Origin of the sequence: Novosphingobium sp. (assembly GCF_036820275.1) — a bacterium.
GTDB lineage: Bacteria > Pseudomonadota > Alphaproteobacteria > Sphingomonadales > Sphingomonadaceae > Novosphingobium.
The window spans coordinates 24,483-41,376 of sequence record NZ_DAISLT010000051.1; the positions used below are offsets into that span (position 1 = coordinate 24,483).

The 16,894-nt window shown below is 65.6% G+C and carries 16 protein-coding genes and 1 other RNA gene; 5 read left to right on the forward strand and 12 right to left on the reverse strand.

The window, feature by feature from the left end:
• Positions 1 to 7 precede the first annotated feature (7 nt).
• Positions 8 to 1,438, forward strand: a complete 1,431-nt coding sequence (locus V7066_RS25605; RefSeq protein ID WP_334185756.1) for an MATE family efflux transporter — start codon at positions 8 to 10, stop codon at positions 1,436 to 1,438.
• Positions 1,439 to 1,441: 3 nt separating this feature from the next.
• Here V7066_RS25605 and V7066_RS25610 read toward each other — a convergent pair whose 3' ends face one another.
• The 6 genes from V7066_RS25610 to V7066_RS25635 all read right to left on the reverse strand — a co-directional run bounded on the left by V7066_RS25610 (position 1,442) and on the right by V7066_RS25635 (position 8,137).
• Complete coding sequence (locus V7066_RS25610) at positions 1,442 to 3,085, reverse strand: ATP-binding protein (RefSeq protein WP_334185757.1); 1,644 nt, start codon at positions 3,083 to 3,085, stop codon at positions 1,442 to 1,444.
• Between the two features lie 71 nt (positions 3,086 to 3,156).
• Positions 3,157 to 3,933 carry a TIGR02186 family protein gene (locus V7066_RS25615; RefSeq protein WP_442947379.1) on the reverse strand — a complete coding sequence of 259 codons (777 nt, stop codon included), beginning with the start codon at positions 3,931 to 3,933 and terminating at the stop codon, positions 3,157 to 3,159.
• Complete coding sequence (locus tag V7066_RS25620; protein WP_334185758.1) at positions 3,930 to 4,844, reverse strand: sulfite exporter TauE/SafE family protein; 915 nt, start codon at positions 4,842 to 4,844, stop codon at positions 3,930 to 3,932. Before V7066_RS25620 ends, V7066_RS25615 begins: the two co-directional genes overlap by 4 nt.
• A gap of 47 nt (positions 4,845 to 4,891) precedes the next feature.
• Positions 4,892 to 6,091 (reverse strand): hypothetical protein, encoded by a 1,200-nt coding sequence (locus V7066_RS25625; protein WP_334185759.1) that lies wholly within the window; start codon positions 6,089 to 6,091, stop codon positions 4,892 to 4,894.
• On the reverse strand, positions 6,088 to 7,497 hold the full coding sequence (locus V7066_RS25630) for a glycosyl transferase family protein (RefSeq protein ID WP_442947380.1): 1,410 nt from the start codon (positions 7,495 to 7,497) through the stop codon (positions 6,088 to 6,090). Before V7066_RS25630 ends, V7066_RS25625 begins: the two co-directional genes overlap by 4 nt.
• A gap of 211 nt (positions 7,498 to 7,708) precedes the next feature.
• Positions 7,709 to 8,137, reverse strand: coding sequence for a VOC family protein (locus V7066_RS25635; RefSeq protein WP_334185761.1), 429 nt, complete (start codon positions 8,135 to 8,137; stop codon positions 7,709 to 7,711).
• A 94-nt stretch (positions 8,138 to 8,231) separates the two neighbouring features.
• On the opposite strand from V7066_RS25635, the gene V7066_RS25640 reads away from it, so the two are divergent.
• Positions 8,232 to 8,990 (forward strand): SIMPL domain-containing protein, encoded by a 759-nt coding sequence (locus V7066_RS25640; RefSeq protein WP_334185762.1) that lies wholly within the window; start codon positions 8,232 to 8,234, stop codon positions 8,988 to 8,990.
• 110 nt (positions 8,991 to 9,100) lie between these two features.
• Complete coding sequence (locus V7066_RS25645; protein WP_334185763.1) at positions 9,101 to 9,901, forward strand: metallophosphoesterase; 801 nt, start codon at positions 9,101 to 9,103, stop codon at positions 9,899 to 9,901.
• Between the two features lie 106 nt (positions 9,902 to 10,007).
• Here the strand turns inward: V7066_RS25645 and rnpB are convergent.
• From rnpB to V7066_RS25665, 4 genes are all read right to left on the reverse strand, one after another.
• Positions 10,008 to 10,449, reverse strand: an RNA gene (rnpB, locus tag V7066_RS25650) — RNase P RNA component class A.
• Between the two features lie 9 nt (positions 10,450 to 10,458).
• Positions 10,459 to 11,163 (reverse strand): N-acetylmuramoyl-L-alanine amidase, encoded by a 705-nt coding sequence (locus V7066_RS25655; RefSeq protein WP_334185764.1) that lies wholly within the window; start codon positions 11,161 to 11,163, stop codon positions 10,459 to 10,461.
• A 22-nt stretch (positions 11,164 to 11,185) separates the two neighbouring features.
• Positions 11,186 to 11,827, reverse strand: a complete 642-nt coding sequence (locus tag V7066_RS25660; RefSeq protein WP_334185765.1) for a histidine phosphotransferase family protein — start codon at positions 11,825 to 11,827, stop codon at positions 11,186 to 11,188.
• A 26-nt stretch (positions 11,828 to 11,853) separates the two neighbouring features.
• Positions 11,854 to 12,288 carry a M67 family metallopeptidase gene (locus tag V7066_RS25665; RefSeq protein ID WP_334185766.1) on the reverse strand — a complete coding sequence of 145 codons (435 nt, stop codon included), beginning with the start codon at positions 12,286 to 12,288 and terminating at the stop codon, positions 11,854 to 11,856.
• 18 nt (positions 12,289 to 12,306) lie between these two features.
• Between V7066_RS25665 and V7066_RS25670 the strand changes: the two genes are divergently transcribed.
• Positions 12,307 to 13,251 carry an RluA family pseudouridine synthase gene (locus V7066_RS25670; RefSeq protein WP_334185767.1) on the forward strand — a complete coding sequence of 315 codons (945 nt, stop codon included), beginning with the start codon at positions 12,307 to 12,309 and terminating at the stop codon, positions 13,249 to 13,251.
• Positions 13,252 to 13,345: 94 nt separating this feature from the next.
• Positions 13,346 to 14,248 carry an RNA polymerase sigma factor RpoH gene (gene rpoH, locus V7066_RS25675; RefSeq protein WP_334185768.1) on the forward strand — a complete coding sequence of 301 codons (903 nt, stop codon included), beginning with the start codon at positions 13,346 to 13,348 and terminating at the stop codon, positions 14,246 to 14,248.
• A gap of 112 nt (positions 14,249 to 14,360) precedes the next feature.
• Here rpoH and V7066_RS25680 read toward each other — a convergent pair whose 3' ends face one another.
• A complete protein-coding gene (locus tag V7066_RS25680; RefSeq protein WP_334185769.1) occupies positions 14,361 to 15,449 on the reverse strand; it encodes an oxidoreductase in 1,089 nt (362 codons plus the stop codon).
• 16 nt (positions 15,450 to 15,465) lie between these two features.
• Positions 15,466 to 16,894 (reverse strand): NAD-dependent malic enzyme (locus V7066_RS25685; protein ID WP_334185770.1); only part of this gene is annotated, 1,429 nt, incomplete at its 5' end.

The following is a 16,894-nucleotide window of genomic DNA, read 5'->3' on the forward strand; positions in this document are numbered from 1 at the left end:
GGGGCACATGAACGAGGCATCGCCGATCCCACACGGGGAAACCGAACCCGAGGAAGCGCCCGCTCCCGCAAAGATGGCGCGGATGAAGGGCGATCTCACGCAAGGTCCGATCCTGAGGACGCTGCTGGTGTTCTCGATCCCGATGCTGATCTCGAACGTGCTCCAGACGCTCAACGGCTCCGTGAATGCGATCTGGGTCGGGCGGCTGCTCGGTGAGAGTGCGCTGGCGGCGACAGCCAATGCCAACATCATCATGTTCCTGCTGATCGCACTGGTCTTCGGCTTCGGCATGGCGACCACGGTGCGCGTCGGCCAGCATTTCGGCGCGCGCGACATCGATGCGGCGCGCAGGACTTTCGGTTCGGGCGTGGGCTTCTGCCTCGTGCTCTCGGTGCTCTGCGGCCTTGCTGGCTGGTTGGGAGCCGATGCGCTGCTCCACGCCCTCGGCACGCCGGGCCAGAGCCGGATCGAAGCGCTGGCCTATCTGCGCGTGATCTTCGTGACCCTGCCGCTGGGTTCGCTCTCGCTGATGGTGTCGATGGGCATGCGCGGCGCGGGCGATTCCAAGACGCCGCTCTATGCGATGATCCTGACCGTGGCGCTGGACGTGATCCTGAACCCGCTGCTGATCATCGGCCCCGGCCCCCTGCCCACGCTGGGTATCGCCGGGTCCGCGGCGGCGACGGCCTTTGCGAACTTCGCGGGCCTCGTGTTCCAGCTCTGGACGATCTACCGCAAGGACCTGCCGATGCGCCTGCGCGGTGCGGAACTGGGCTATCTGATCCCGCGCGGCAGCGAGCTCAACTACGTGATCCTGAAGGGTCTGCCGATGGGCGCGCAAATGCTGCTGGTCTCTTCGGCGGGCCTCATCATGGTCGGCCTCGTCAACCGGGAGGGTCTGGATTCGGCGGCGGCTTACGGTGCCTCGCTGCAACTGTGGAACTATCTCCAGATGCCGGCGATGGCGATCGGCTCGGCGGTCAGCGCGATGGTCGCGCAGTCGCTGGGCGCCCACGATCACAGCCGCGTGGGCAAGGTGACCGAAATCGGCCTCGCCACCAACCTGGCGATCTCGCTGCTGATGGCCACGCTGATCGTAGTGTTCGACCATCCTCTGCTGGCGTTGTTCCTGGGCGGAGACAGCCCGGCCATGCCGATCGCGCGGCACATCCAGTTCGTCTGCACGGCCTCTTTCGTGATCATGTCGATCACGATGATCCTCACCGGAACCTTGCGCGCCTACGGAGCCGTGGTGATGCCCTTGGTCATCATGTTCCTGGGTCTCTATCCGGGACGCCTAGGCTTCTACTACCTTGCCTATCCGGTGATCGGCAGCGAGGCGCTGTGGTGGGCCTATCCGGTCGGATCGGTGCTGACCGTGGCGCTGACCCTTATCTATTACCGCTGGGGCAAGTGGCGCGCCGCGTTCGATCTCTGAGGCTTATCTTCCTTGCGCACGCCAACGCTGGACCGTGCGCAGGACCATCTCCTCCTCGCCGCCCGATGTGCTCCACAGTTCGGTGAAGGAGGGATCGGCGGAAGCCGGGCGCTTGAACTCCTCCAGATCGTCGAACGCGGCGCGGATCGGGATCGCCACGCCCTCGCCGCAGATCACGCACTCGCGGTTGCGCAGCGCCGGGATGGAATCGAGGAAACCGCGCGCGCCTTCCGGCATCGCGGCGCGGACGAAGGCCTGATCGCGCTCGTTGTTGAGGCGCATCGCGATGATCGTCCCGCATTGCGAGAGCACGCCTTCGGCTAGGTCGGAGGGACGCTGCGTGATCAGCCCCAGCGAGATGCCGTACTTGCGCCCTTCCTTGGCGATGCGCGAAAGGATGCGGCCTACCGAGGAGCCGTCTGCGTTCTTTTCGCTGGGAACATAGCGGTGGGCTTCCTCGCAGACGAGCAGGATCGGCCGCGTCCTTTCCTCGCGCGCCCAGACTGCGAAGTCGAACACCATGCGGCTGAGCACCGCCACCACGGTGCTGGTAATGTCGGAGGGCACCCCGGACACGTCGATGATCGAGATCGGCCGCCCGCCCGAGGGCAGGCGAAACAGCTTGGAGATGAACTCCGCCATCGTGTCGCCCACCAGCATGCCCGAGAACAGGAACTGGTAGCGCGGATCGCCCTTGAGTTCGTCGAGCTTGTTCTTGATCCGCATGTAGGGCGCGCTGGAATGGCCCTTGTCGAGCTTGCCCATGTGGTTGTTCAGGATCACCGACAGGTCGGAGAGCAGATAGGGGATCGGCGAATCCACGGTGATCCTGCCGATCTGCTCGGCCAGCCGGTTTCGCGAACGCGCCTCCAGCAGGCACTTGCCGAGGATCTCGCAATCAAGTTGCCGCTCGTCGCCCTGCGTGGTGACGAGGATCTCGCAGTGCTCCTCGAAGTTCATCAGCCAGTAGGGCATCTGCAGGTTCGAGACGTCGAGGATCACGCCGCTATTGCGGAAAGCGGCGGCATATTCCCCGTGCGGATCGACCATGATGACATGGCCTTCGGGCGCCTGCTCGCAGATCCGGTGGAGGATCAACGCGGCGCTGGTCGACTTGCCGGTGCCGGTCGAACCGAGCAACGCGAAATGCTTGCCCAGCAGAGCGTCGATGTAGAGTCCGGCGCGGATATCCTTGGTGGGGTAGACGGTGCCGATCTGGATCGCCTGCCGCCCGTCGCTGGCATAGACCTGCCGCAAGTCGTCGGTGCTGGCCGGATAGACGAGTGCCCCCGGCGTCGGATAGCGCGTCACCCCGCGGCGGAAGCCGTGGATGCGGGCGGTCAGGCGCTCCTCCAGGCCTTCGCCGAGAAAGTCCGCCTCGGCGACGATGCCGCCGGGCACAGTGGCGTCGCTCTTCTGGTTGCGGATGCTGGCAAGCAGCCAGCCCCGGCCGACGCGGACCTTCACCTGACTGCCGACCTGTCCCGACATCGCGACCGAGGGATCGCCGTCCTGCCCGGACTGGTTCAGCCGATCGAGGTCGAAGGCGATGCGCGCGCCTGCGCCGGAAATTTCGAGGATGACGCCGATCGGCTCGCGACCAATCTCGCGTTCCGCCTCGCCGCCCACCATTCGCATTTCGTTCATTGCGCCCCCGCGGCAAGCCATTACCCCGAGGGAGCTAGGCACCCACGGTTAATTTCCGGCTAAAACCGCGATTAGCGCATCGCGAAAAGGCGGCCCGCAAGCCAGCCCATGCCGACCGAGACCATGACCGCGAGCAGACCGTAAGCGAAGCCGTAGTTTTCGGAGAAATTGGCAATGGCCCGCTCGAACCCAAGCTTGCGCACTTCCACCTGGCTGCTCGCCGAGGCCACCACCCGCCCGCGCGAAACCGCGTAAGTCTCGGCAGTGTACGTGCCGATCGGCACTTGCGAAGGCAGCCAGATGCGGGCCTGATAGAGCACCTGCTCGCTCACTTTCACGCCGCCCTCTTCCTCGCGGTAGAGGCCGCTGCGGCGGTTGAGATCGACGAGACCGTCGGAAAAGCGCGTCTGCTCGGCCGGGTCGATGGCGCCGATCGGCGAGAGCTGCAGCCACTTGAGGCCGAGTTCGTAGATCGCCGCAGTCTTGTCGTCGACGATGTCCTTGATCGGCCGGGTGGAGGCGAGGCCGTAATAAGAGGGTGCCGAGCGCAGTTCCGTGCTGTCGGCATTGATCCAGACGCCCGCCACCTTCTGCTTTTCGCGCAGGACGATGGACTGGGTGGGTCCTTTCAGCACGACGACGATGTCGTAGTCCTGCGCGGCGCGGGAACCCTCCGGCGTCAGGATCGCCCCGAAAAGCAGCAGTTCGGTGCCGGTGAAGCCCTGCCGCAGATCGACTTCGTGCTGCGAGATTTCCGGCACCAGAATCGGATCGCGCGCGCCGCCAAGCAGAACCGCCGCGACGAGCGCGAGAGCCGGGGCCAGAGCGGGTGCAAGCGCGCGCCTCACAGGGGAGAGACCGTATAGATCTCGTCGGGCCGGTAGCCGAGGCCGATCGCCATGCGCCCGGCCACCAGCAGGACGATGATCGCCAGCACCAGACGCAGCTTCACCGGGCTGGCCTTCTGGGCGAACTGTGCGCCGAGCTGCGCACCGGTCACGGAACCCAGCAGCAGCAGCGAGGCCAGCACGATGTCCACGGCATGGGTGGTCATCGAATGCATCATCGTCGTCGCCATGGTGACGAACAGGATCTGGTAGAGCGAGGTCCCGACCACGACATTGGCGCTCATGCCAAGGATGTAGAGCATCGCGGGCACGAGGATGAAGCCGCCGCCCACCCCCATCAGCATCGTCAGGATGCCCGTGCCGATGCCGAGCAACATCGGGGCCAGCGGGGAGATATAGAGTCCGGAGCGATAGAAGCGCCAGCGCAGCGGCAGACTGGCCACCATCGGATGGTGCCGCCGCTTGCGCGCGGCGATGGGAATGCCGGAACGCTCGGCGCGGATCGTCTGGATGCTCTCCTTGGCCATCAACCCGCCGATGCCGCCGAGCATCAGCACGTAGAGGATGTTGATGACCGTATCGATCTGCCCGAGCCGTTGCAGCAGGCTGAACAGCGCCGCGCCGATTCCAGTGCCAATGATCCCGCCGACGACCATGACCGTGCCCATATGATAGTCCACGCCGCCGCGCCGGGTATGGGCGAAGACGCCGGACACGCTGGCGCCGGTCACCTGGCTTGCCGCCGAAGCTGCGGCCACCGTTGGCGGGATGCCGTAGAAGATCATCAGCGGGGTCGTCAGGAAGCCGCCACCCACGCCGAACATGCCCGAAAGCAGGCCGGTGAGCGCCCCCAGGCCAACGATGATGAGACCGTTGACGGAGAGATTGGCTATGGGGAGGTAGACATCCATTCCACCCCTCTCGCTACCGCAGCACCGGCAGCGAGGAAAGCGGCGAATCAGAAACCTGCGGATAGAGTGAGCGCCGGTCCCGAACCGGGATCGGCATCACCGGCAACCCGGAACCGCCAGTCCACCGCGGCCCGCCCGAACAGGCCTTTCCCCAGCGGCAGGGCCAGGCTTGCGGATGGCCCCGCGTCCAGCCTTCCCGCCCCTTTCTGCGCGCCGCCCCAAAGTCCTCCGCCAAGCCGCGCTTCGGCTTTGCCCAAAGAGAACAGCGCGCGGTCGACGCGGAACTGACCGTCCGCGAACGGCGTCGCGAACCGGCCTGCCACATAGCCGGCCTGCACATAAGCTTCGCCCCGCAGACCGCCCGGCAAGGCGAAGTACGGAAGCTGGGTAACGGCCATGGCGACCGGCTGGATTCGCCTCGCCCCGCCCTGTTCGGTCAGCCTTCCTTCCAGCGCGGCAATGACCGGCAGACCCGGAAGCGGGCGTGCCGACACGCCCAGTGCGGCTGCCGTTTCGCGCATGACGGTGCCGAGTGTCGCGGTCGTCCGCATGTAGCCCGTCCATTGCCGCGCGTCGCCCGGCGAGAGGCGATAGCGCAGGACCGCACCGGCCTGGCTCGCCCCGTAAGTCGCGGGAAGCGCGCCATTGGCAAGCGGTCCCGTGCCATCCTGCCGAAGCAGTGCCCAGCTATCGACGGACCAACGCCGGGACCGGGTCATCGGGGCGATCACCGGGACCGGCGAGGCGCTCGACGATGGATAGGGCTGCGCGGCGAATTGCGAGAACGGCGGCAGTCCCGCCGGTAGCCGCGTGTCATCCGGGATTCCCGCAAGGAACCGGGTCGGACCGGTTGCGAAGGGAAGTTCGCCGGTCGCGCCATAGGCCGCACCCGAAGGCGCTTCCGGCAAGGCCCGCTCTTGCCCGGAATACCATCGGCGCGGACTTTCCACCCTGACCGGCACTTTCACGAACACCGGATACGGCACGTTCTGCCCCGGCATCGGGCCATAGGCGGAAGCCGGATAAAAACCCGCACCGGGCGGCGATTGCGGCCCCGGCGCCATGTCTGTCTCCCGCAATCCGGCGCTCTCGGTGCCGTCTGCCGAAGACAACCGCATGGCCTGCACGCCCGTGCCCGCCATCGGCAGCGGATTGTCCCAGGCCGAAATGCGCCCGCCCATCCAACCCGCGAGCACGGCCAGCAACGCCACCAGCGGCTGCCCGCGAAGCCGCTGCACCATGCTCATGCTGCCACTCCGCCGGCGGCGGGATGTGCATCGTGCCGGGTCTTGTCCCAGGTCACCTGCCCGCCCCTCAGCGTCCGGATGTAGGATACCAGGGCATCGCGTCCGGCCATGATCGCGATATAGTTGGCCACGGGGATCCGCAGGACGGCCCACACGCCTTCCAGGACGCCATACTCCCGCGTCGTCAGCGCCGCTCTCAGGAAACTGCGCCAGAGCAGACTGAACAGACCCGCGGCGATCATCCACTTCAGCAGAGGCGGTCCCGGCATCGCCGGGACGTCCCACCCCAAGGCGCGCGGAATGCCGAGCACGCCCTCGACGACGACAAGCGCATAGCTGCTCGCGAGCACGATGGCGGTCAGCGGGCCGCGCCGGTCGCGCAGCGCCATCCAGGTGTCCGCCATGCTGCCACCCCACCCGAGCCGCTCCCAGCCCTGAAATGCGATGCCATGAATCCAGCGCGTCTTCTGGCGCACCGACTCCTTCAGTCGCGCCGGGAAATAGGCCCGCGTGGCCACGAGTTCGCCGGTCTCGTCCCGCACCCTCAGAAAGCGGGAACGCCCACCCTCGCGCGAGACAAGCACGCCCAGCTCATAGTCCTCGGTCAGGCATTCCGCCGCGAAAGGCCCCGGACTGCCTTCGAGGCGGCGGCCGACAGCAATACGTTCGAGCATGTCACGGGAAAACCCGCATCCCACACCCGCCGCCGGAATGGCCGCGCCCAACGCATCGCGCACGACGAGCGACTTGGTATGGGCCTCGGTGAATTCGTCGACATAGTGGCCGCCCACCCAGCGCGAAGCCGGTTGCGGCTCGGGTCGTACCGGAAGCTGCACGAAATCGGCAGTGGCCAGCGCCGCGTCGATCACCGCCAGTTCCGCCGCGTGCACCATGTCTTCCGAATCATGGAGAATCACGCAGCGGAAGCGGCTGCCGGACCGAAGCTCGTCCTCGTTCAAGGCACGATAGAGTCGGTTCAGACAGTCCGCCTTGGTCGTCGGCCCCGCCCGTTCGTGGATGACGATGCGCACCCTGGGGTCCAGCCCCGCGCCCTCCATCGCCGCGCAGACAGTCGCCGCGTCGTTGCCGTAGCAACCGATGTAGAGAGTGAAATCGTCCTGGCGCCAGGCTGCGAGAGCGTGGCGGATCGTATGGCCGATCACCTGCTCTTCCTGCCAGGCGGCGATGAACACGGCCGCTTTTCCCCGAAGCGGTGCCGCCACGGCGTCGCTAGAGATGCGGGTGGTCCTGGCCCGTCCGGAGAGCCGGAACCACAGCCAGCAACAGTCCATCGCCAGTTCGTCGGCCGTGCCGACCAGTACCCAGAACCCTGCAAAGAGCAGAAGTTCCTGCTCGGCCATAAGCAGTACGCCGAGCGCCTGCTGAATTAACTCCGCCAATCCCATCTTAGCCCCCGCCCTGGACCGGATCGATTCCAACCCGAAGTTACCGGCAGTCGCCCGAACCGACGATTCCCGGGAATTTCATCGCGAGAGGCGGGGTATGGTCATCGGCAGGGACGCACCAATGAACATGCGTCTATTTCACAAAGTTAACTAACTACCGCTTTACTTTGGCAAGCCACCGACCTCCGGAAAGAGGCCGGTGGCAGAACGATCACCAGGCGCCGATGTTCGGCATCGAGGCCCAGGGTTCGGCAGGATCGAGGCGACCGTCCTGGAGCAGTTCCACCGAAATCCCATCCGGTGTGCGGATGAAGGCCATGTGTCCGTCGCGCGGCGGACGGTTGATCGTCACACCCGCATCGGCCAGCGTCTGGCAGGTCGCGTAGATATCATCGACCTGGAACGCGAGATGACCGAAATTGCGGCCGCCGGTATATTCCTCGAAGGAGCCGTCCTCGGCGGGCCAGTTATAGGTCAGTTCGACTTCCGACTCCTCGCCCGGCACGGCAAGGTAGATGAGCGTGAAACGGCCCTGCTCGCTCGAAAAGCGGCGCGTTTCCTTGAGGCCGATCAGTTCGAAGAAGCGGATCGTCGCGTCCGGATCGGTCACGCGGATCATCGTGTGGAGGTACTTCGTCACGGGATTTCCTTCAATTCATCGCACGTATATAACGGTTCATCACGGATACAGCCGAGAAACGGCATGATCCGCGGGACTTCAGGGAGAAGCCGCGATGACCCACGATAGCCCGGAAAGCCCCCGTCACTCCACCTCCTTCTTGCGCGACTCCACGAACCGGCGCTGGCTCGCGGCTTCCACGATCCTGGCCGTCGGCCTCGTCGGCGGCGGCTATCTGCTGGGCGACGGGATGCGGCGCGCGCACCGCGCCGACCGCTCGGTCACCGTGCGCGGCCTTGCCGAGCGGGACGTGACCGCCGACCTTGCGACATGGACGATCGCCTATTCCTCCACCGCTGGCGACCTCGCAACGGCACAGTCGGGGGTGGAGAACGACACCCGCCGGATCGAGGCTTTCTTCCGCGAACTCGGCTTTCCGGCCGACGCCCTGCAACCGACCGGCGCGAACGTCCAGCAGAGCAAGGACAACAGCGGCACCACCAGCTTTACCGTCCGCCAGCGCGTGACTCTGCGCAGCCAGGACGTCAAGCGGGCGCAGGATGCGGTGAAGCGCCAGTTCGAGCTGGTCCGGCGCGGCGTCATCCTGGAGGAAGGCTCGGGCATGGCCTTCACCTTCACCAAACTCAACGCCATCAAACCGCCGATGGTCGCCGCCGCCACCAAGGATGCACGCGCGGCCGCCGAGCAGTTCGCGCAGGACAGCGGCGCCGAGGTCGGCGCCATCAAGAGCGCGACCCAGGGCTACTTCACGATCGAGGCGCGGGACGGCGATTCGGGTGGCGGCTGGGGCGTCTCCGATACGCCCTACAAGAAAGTCCGCGTCGTAACGACGGTCGATTTCTACCTGAAATAGAAGGATAAAATATCCCGCCGCAGTGCCGGAACGGCTCGGCTCAGGAACCGTGAAGACCGACGGCGGCCGCTTGTCGGCGGGACCGGGGCCTTCTATAATCGGCGCGACGCATGCTAGCGAAGATCAGAAACCTGCTCGGCCGCGCCCCCAGCGCCCGCCTTCCCGAACTGCCCGCCGGACAGCGCGTCTATGCAATAGGCGACATCCACGGGCGGCTGGACCTGTTCGAGCGCCTGATCGAGGCGATCGAACGCGACGACAGCCAACGAAGCGGCAGCCGCAGCCTTATTATCCTCCTCGGCGACCTGATCGATCGCGGACCGGACAGTGCCGGGGTGCTGGCCGCCGCCCGCGAGCTAGCGCGTCGGCGCGATGTCGAATTCATCCAGGGCAATCACGAGGAAATGCTGCTGGTCTCGCGCGACAAGCTGGACGGGTTCCGCAGCTTCCTGAAATTCGGCGGCCGCGAGACAATCCTGTCCTACGGATTGGATCCGGACTTCGTGCGGGAAGCCGAACTCGAAGACCTGCACCGCGCGGCGATGGACGCCATCCCGCAGCAGGATTTCGATTTCATCGACAGCTTCCGGAAGATGATCCGTCTCGGCGACTATATCTTCGTCCATGCCGGCGTGCGTCCGGGTACACCGCTGGAAAACCAGCTCGGCCACGACTGCCGCTGGATTCGCGAGCCGTTCCTCAGCCACAATGGTGAGTTCGGGGGCTTCGTCGTCCATGGACATACGATCACCGAGGAACCGGCGCTGCGCACCAACCGCGTCGGCATCGACACCGGCGCCTACATGCACGGCCGCCTCACCGCGATCGGTCTGGAAGGCAGCGAGCGCTGGTTCATCCAGGCCTGCGAAAGCGCAGACGGCATTTCCGTGCAGGTCGCGGCCGAGGCCTGAATTCATCCAGGTTCAGCCCCATGTGGCTTCGTCATTGCGAGGAGGCGAAGCCGACGCGGCAATCCAGCGGCGCCTGGGCGCCACCCCTGTCATCCTGTCATGAAAACGCACCGGGGAGCCTGTAAGCCGGGTTCTGTACCTGGCGTGGTCTCCCCACGGGGGGACCTTACGCCGCGGTGGCAGCCATTCCTCTAGGCGACGCATTGCTGCGCCGCTCAAGCGACCAACCCGGGCTGCCTGGGTCCGAAACAGACCCGCCGTTCAAAGACGGCGCGCAGCCCCTATTCGGTCTTGCTCCGGATGGGGTTTGCCATGCCGCTTTCCGTTACCGGAAGCGCGGTGCGCTCTTACCGCACCCTTTCACCCTTACCTGCCGCGAGGGACGAACCCTGTTGGCGAGGCGGTCTGCTCTCTGTGGCACTTTCCCTAAGCTTCGTCGGGCCTGAAAACCCGACTCGCCCGGCGGGCGTTACCCGCCATCCTTGTTTCGTGGAGCCCGGACTTTCCTCGCGCATCCAGAAGATGCCCGCGGCTGCCCGGCTCCCCGGTGCGGGCGGTCACCTAGCACGACCGTTGTCCCGCTCCAACAGCAGTTCCAACAGAATTGCGCCGATTTCTCCATCGATCTCGCCATCGATCAGATCGGGCCGCCAGCGGCGCTGGAACGCGGCCACCGCCGCCCGCCCGTCGGAGATATCGTAGCCGAAGCGTTCAAGCGCGAGATAGAAGGCACCCGGGTTGTCGTAGAAGAGGTTCATCTTCGCCGCCGGGATTTTCAGCGCCAGCCCCAGTTCGCCCAGCCGCGCCCAGTCGAAATACTCGCCGGGGTCCTGCTTGCGGGCAGGCGCGATGTCGGAGTGGCCGACCACATTGCCGCGCGGGATGTGGTTGCGCTTGACGATATCGGCGAGGAGCGGGAGCAGCGCTTCCATCTGCGCCTCCGGGAACGGACGATAGCCCCATTCATGCCCCGGATTGACCAGCTCGATCCCGATCGAGGCGGAGTTCACATCGGTCACCCCGCGCCAGTACGAGCGCCCGGCATGCCAGGCCCGCTTGCTTTCCGGCACGAGCGAGGTGACGATCCCCGCCTCGTCGATCATGTAATGCGCCGAGACTTCCGCCGCCGGATCGCACATCCGCTCCAGCGCTTCGGCGGCCGACTTCATGCCGGTGTAGTGCAGCACGACCATCGAGATCGGCAGCTTGCGCTCGTTACAGTTGGGCGAGGCGACGGTGCGATTGACCAGCCAGCGGTTCATCGTCCTCTCCCGCCCCTTTCCGTCAGGATCCCGGCAGAACCGCGCCGAGGACCAGCGCGTCGTCCGCCAGGGCATATTGCAGCTTGCCGCCCTGACCGTGCGCGAGCTGCTGGATCATGGCCGCCGGAGCCGTGCGGCTGGAAAGATCTCCCTCCGGCAGCGCCCCTTCGAGCGCGCGGCCGATGTCGCGGTCGAAGGCGATGCGCGGACCGGCGGCGCGCACGACGATCTCGGTCACGCCGTCGCGGAATTCCGCCGCCAGTTCCAGCGTGCCGCCGCGCGGCAGGGCCTCGATGCCGATCAGGCCGAAGTTAAGCAGCGTCTTCACCGCGGGCTTGGGCAGCATCTCGCTGGCAAGCGCCCAGTTGAGCACGATGCGGGCATTGTTGGCCACCAGCGCATCGATCAGGGCGCGGGCCTCGCTGACCGGCACCATGTCTCCGAAGCCCCCCGCCGCACCGAAGGCGAGGCGGAAGAACTTCAGCTTGTCGGCCGAGATCCGCGCGCTCTGGTCCAGCAGCTCGAAGCAGCGCTGGCGCATGTCGGGGTCCTTCTCGTCCGCGAGCAGTTCCAGCCCGTTGGTCAGCGCGCCGACCGGGCTGAGCATGTCATGGCACAGGCGCGAACATAGCAGGCTGGCAAGTTCGAGCGAACTGGTCGTCATGGATCGGGGACTTCCGTTTTCAGTAATCATTCGGGCGAGGCATTCGATTCCAGGCCATTAGCAGCCGTTGGTTCAACGATATGGCATGTGATCGGCGAAAATCCATTCCCGGTATCGCGCCAGAAAGCAACCTGCCCGTCCGCGATGATCGCCCAAATGCGCGAATCCCCGGTGGAATGTTCGCAATCCGTGGCGGACGGCACCGGATGGCCGACCGGATGGGAGTGATAGTAACCCAGCACGTTCGGCCCGCCCATCCGCGCCGCACGGTGGGCGGCGAGCAGCGTGGCCGGGTCGATCTCGAAATGGTGGGTGGGCTGCGCCGCGACATTGGCAGCGGGTATCGCGGCCTCTATCCGCTCGCCCTCTCCTGTCAGGATGCCGCAGCACTCCTCCGGATGGGCGCTTAAGGATTCTTCATGCAATCTTGCGATCACGTCACTTGTCACTTCGACATTCATCCCCAAATCCTACAGACAATGGGGGCTCACGAAAACATCATCCAGGGTTTCATCGGCAGCGAGGGCGGCCGCCTGGACAAGGCACTGGCCGAAGCCAGCGGACTGTCGCGCGAACGCATCAAGGCGCTGATGGGCGAAGGCCGGATATCGCTGGCCGGAAAGCCCGTCTCGCAGGCCTCGCTCAAGGTGGCGGGCGGCACTGCTTTCGCGATCGACGTGCCCGCAGCCATACCGGCCGAAGCGGTGGCGCAGGACATTCCGCTGAACGTCGTGTTCGAGGACGAATACCTGATCATCGTCGACAAGCCCGCGGGCCTCGTCGTCCATCCGGCGGCAGGCAATCTCGACGGCACGCTGGTCAATGCCCTGCTCCACCACTGCCGCGGCCAGCTTTCCGGCATCGGCGGCGTGGCGCGGCCGGGGATCGTCCACCGCATCGACAAGGACACCTCGGGACTTCTCGTGGTCGCCAAGACCGACAAGGCGCACGAAGGTCTGGCCGTGCAGTTCGCCGACCATTCGATCGCACGCGCCTACCGGGCCATCGTGTCCGGACGGCCGATCCCGGTTGCCGGGACGGTGCGCGGCGCGATCGCGCGTTCGAGCGTCAACCGCAAGAAGATGGCGCTGGTGGAGGATGGGCGCGGCAAGCACGCAGTAACCCATTACCGGACGCTGGAACCGCTCAAGAACGCGAGTCTTGTGGAGTGCCGCCTGGAAACGGGACGCACCCATCAGGTGCGCGTTCACATGTCGTCAATCGGACATTCGCTACTGGGGGACCCTGTATATGGTCGTACACCTTCAGCGATTCGCCCGATTCTTCAGCGACTCGGTTTCACCCGACAAGCTCTTCATGCCGCGGAACTTGGCTTCGTCCATCCCGTTACAGGAGAGAACGTCCATTTCGTCAGTCCGCTACCCGACGACATGCGGACACTGATCGATGAACTGCGACACTGAAATCGGATTAATGTGCTATCTTTAAAAGGTGGCCCCAAGCTAAGACGCCTCGCAAGGGTCTTCGACCGCGGGCCGACCGGAAAGGACGGATATTGTGAGCAAGGAACGTAATCTCCCGGCGGTGCCGGCACTGGGCGGCGAGCAGAGCCTCAACCGCTACCTGTCCGAGATCCGCAAGTTCCCGCTTCTTGCGCCCGAGCAGGAATATATGCTCGCCAAGCGTTACAAGGAGCATGAGGATCCGGCGGCAGCCGGCCAGCTGGTAACCAGCCACCTTCGCCTCGTCGCGAAGATCGCGATGGGTTATCGCGGCTATGGCCTGCCGGTGTCGGAACTCATCTCCGAAGGCAACATCGGCCTGATGCAGGGCGTGAAGAAGTTCGAACCCGATCGGGGCTTCCGCCTCGCCACTTATGCAATGTGGTGGATCAAGGCTTCGATTCAAGAGTACATCCTGCGTTCGTGGTCGCTCGTGAAGATGGGCACCACCGCCGCGCAGAAGAAGCTGTTCTTCAACCTGCGCCGGATGAAGAAGAACCTCGACGCCTACGAGGATTCCGACCTGCATCCGGACGACGTCGCCAAGATCGCGACCACGCTCGGCGTTTCTGAGCAGGAAGTGGTCAACATGAACCGGCGCATGATGATGGGCGGCGATGCCTCGCTGAACGTCTCCCTGCGCGAGGAAGGCGAAGGCCAGTGGCAGGACGTTCTCGCGGACGATCGCCCGCTTCAGGACGAGACGGTCGCGGACGCCGAGGAAGCAACCGTGCGCCACGCCATGCTGGTGGAAGCCATGGATGGCCTCAACGAGCGTGAGCGCGACATCCTGATGGAACGCCGCCTGACCGAAGACCCGAAGACGCTCGAAGAGCTGAGCCAGGTCTATCACGTCAGCCGCGAGCGCGTCCGCCAGATCGAGGTGCGCGCGTTCGAGAAGCTGCAGAAGGCGATGAACCGCATCGCCAGCGACCGCAAGCTCCTGCCCGCGGGCTGAGCTTCGGCTTCAGGAAAACAGAAACGGGCCGCCCGAAAGGGCGGCCCGTTTTCTTATGGGCGATTTTTAGACCCGGCGCTCAATCGCCGGCGACCTTCCCCTAAACCCGCCGTCATTGTCCGTGTCGCGACGCTATCCAGGCAACGCGCTCCGCTTCGGTGAGCGACAGTTCCACGCCGCGCCCTTCGGCAGCGGAGCGCTCGGCCGCCTCGATCACCGCCATCACGGCCAGCGACTGGATCGGCGGGACCGGATTGGCCGCCCTGCCCCGCACAGCGTCACCGACAAGGCGATAGAATTCCCGCTGGTCGCCAGGTTCGGCAGGCAAACGGCTGGCATGACCCTCGGAATCGTGGAGCACGAGTGGGTCGATATCCTCACCCCAGCCCGGCGCGCCTGGCGTCATACCCGCGAGAAGCTGCCGTTCCTGCACGTCCATCCCATACTTGACCGCGCTGCCGCCCGTGCCGTGAACGACAAAGCGAGGTACGCCGCCCGCCACCAGCATCGAGGCATGGAGAATCGCCCGCCGATCGCCGAATTCCAGTATGACATGCGCCCAGTCGGTGCTGCGCGCGCCTTCACGCTGAAGCGCGAGCGAGGCCGTGACCCGGTCCGGCAGACCCATCAGCAGCAGCGCGTGGTCCACCAGATGCGGACCGAGGTCAAACCAGATGCCCGCCCCCGGTCCGTCATTCTCGCGCCAACGATCGCGGACTTCCGGGCGAAAGCGGTCGAAGTGGATTTCGAGATGGGCAGGATCGCCGACCAGACCGGCATCGATCGCCTTGCGCACGGAGCGGAAATCGCTGTCCCACCGGCGGTTGTGGAAGACCGTGAGCTGGCACCCCACGTCCTCGGCCAGCGCGATCAGCGTGCGGGCTTCCTCAAGATCGAGCGTGAAAGGCTTGTCGACAACGACGTTCTTGCCCGCCCTCAGCGCCGCTTGCGCCAGCGGAAAGTGCGTGTCGTTGGGCGTCGCGATAACGACGAGGTCGACCTCGGCATTGCCGAGCAGAGCCTGGTGATCGTCGACAATCACCGCTTCCGGAAAGCGCGCGAGGATTTTCTCCGCGCTGCGGCTCGCGAAGTGGCCCAGCGCAAACCCGTCGACGGCTGCGATCAGCGGTGCATGGAACGTCGCCCCGGCATAGCCGTAGCCAAGTAGGCCAACCTTGAGAGTCTCGCTTGCCGGGGCCATGTCGCGCTCCATGTGTTCAGGTGTATCGGGCCTGCCACATGCTTGCGGCGATGCTTGCGCGCGTCAATGCTTCGGGCCCGGCGGTGGCAAGCCCCTCGACTTGAGCCTGCGCGGCAACGGCAACGGCGATCTCCAGCGCCACGTCCCGCAGTTCGGTCACGGCGGGGAGCAGCCCGCCCTTGCTTTCACCTTCACCACAGCCCAGTTCGCCGAGACGGCGCGCGGCGGCCATGAACATGCCGTCGCTGATCGCCGTCGCTCCGCTGGCCAGCGCGCCGAGGCCGACGCCGGGGAAGATGTAGACGTTGTTGACCTGCGTGACTCCCGGCGTGCCGAACGGGCTGCCGGTGCCGACGATGGCCTTGTCCTCAGTCCATTCGAGAATATCCGCGGGATGCGCTTCGGCCCGCGAGATCGGGTTGGAGAGCGGGAAGACCACCGGCCGCGCGACCTTTTCTGCCATCGTGCGGATGGTACGCTCGTCGAAGGCCGCCTTCTGGCCCGAGGTGCCGATCAGCACGGTCGGGTGGACATTGGCGACCACTTCCTGAAGCGAGATCATGTTCTGGCCGCTGACGTTCCAGCCTTCGATCTCGGCCGGGTCGCGCGCGAGTTTCAGCTGCTGCTGCGGCAAGCGCGGAATGTCGGAAAGAATCAGGCCGTCGCGGTCCACCGCCCAGATCTTCGCACGGGCTGCCTGCTCGTCCAGGCCATCCGCGACCATCGCCTGCACCAGCATTTCCGCCACGCCGCTGCCCGCCGCGCCCGCGCCGAACAGCACGACGCGCTGCTCGGTGAGCGGCACGCCGGTCCGGCCGATCGCTGCCAGCAGCGTGCCGACCGCGGTGGCGGCCGTGCCCTGGATATCGTCGTTGAAGCTCAGCAGGCGATCACGGTAGCGAACCAGCAGGTCGTAGGCGTTCTTGCCCGCGAAATCCTCCCACTGGAGCAGGACGCCGGGGAAGCGGTCGTCCACCGCGCTGACGAAGGCCTCGACGAAATCGTCGTAATCCTGTCCTCGCACGCGCGGCGCGCGCCAGCCCACATAGAGCGGGTCCTCACGGCGGGCGTGGTTATCGGTGCCGAGATCGAGCAGGATCGGCAGGACTTCGGAAGGATGGATACCGGCGCAGGCGGTGTAGAGCGCCAGCTTGCCGATCGGAATGCCCATGCCGCCCGCGCCCTGGTCGCCGAGGCCGAGGATACGCTCGCCGTCGCTGACGACGATCACTTTCACCCGGTCGTAGGCCGGATCGGCGAGGATGTCGGAAATGCGGTCGCGGTTGGGATAGCTCAGGAACAACCCGCGCGGACGGCGCCAGATCTCGCTGAATCGCTCGCAGCCCTCGCCCACGGTCGGCGTGTAGACCAACGGCAGCATGCGCGGCAGGTCGCTCTGGACCAGAGCATGGAACAGCACCTCGTTGGAGTCCTGAAGCTCACGC

Bases quoted from the DNA above. Each gene is read 5' to 3' on its own strand.
- V7066_RS25605 (WP_334185756.1), top strand. From the start codon at position 8: ATGAACGAGGCATCGCCGATCCCACACGGGGAAACCGAACCCGAGGAA.
- V7066_RS25610 (WP_334185757.1), bottom strand. From the start codon at position 3,085: ATGAACGAAATGCGAATGGTGGGCGGCGAGGCGGAACGCGAGATTGGT.
- V7066_RS25620 (WP_334185758.1), bottom strand. From the start codon at position 4,844: ATGGATGTCTACCTCCCCATAGCCAATCTCTCCGTCAACGGTCTCATC.
- V7066_RS25625 (WP_334185759.1), bottom strand. From the start codon at position 6,091: ATGAGCATGGTGCAGCGGCTTCGCGGGCAGCCGCTGGTGGCGTTGCTG.
- V7066_RS25630 (WP_442947380.1), bottom strand. From the start codon at position 7,497: ATGGGATTGGCGGAGTTAATTCAGCAGGCGCTCGGCGTACTGCTTATG.
- V7066_RS25640 (WP_334185762.1), top strand. From the start codon at position 8,232: ATGACCCACGATAGCCCGGAAAGCCCCCGTCACTCCACCTCCTTCTTG.
- V7066_RS25645 (WP_334185763.1), top strand. From the start codon at position 9,101: ATGCTAGCGAAGATCAGAAACCTGCTCGGCCGCGCCCCCAGCGCCCGC.
- V7066_RS25655 (WP_334185764.1), bottom strand. From the start codon at position 11,163: ATGAACCGCTGGCTGGTCAATCGCACCGTCGCCTCGCCCAACTGTAAC.
- V7066_RS25660 (WP_334185765.1), bottom strand. From the start codon at position 11,827: ATGACGACCAGTTCGCTCGAACTTGCCAGCCTGCTATGTTCGCGCCTG.
- V7066_RS25665 (WP_334185766.1), bottom strand. From the start codon at position 12,288: ATGAATGTCGAAGTGACAAGTGACGTGATCGCAAGATTGCATGAAGAA.
- V7066_RS25670 (WP_334185767.1), top strand. From the start codon at position 12,307: ATGGGGGCTCACGAAAACATCATCCAGGGTTTCATCGGCAGCGAGGGC.
- V7066_RS25680 (WP_334185769.1), bottom strand. From the start codon at position 15,449: ATGGCCCCGGCAAGCGAGACTCTCAAGGTTGGCCTACTTGGCTACGGC.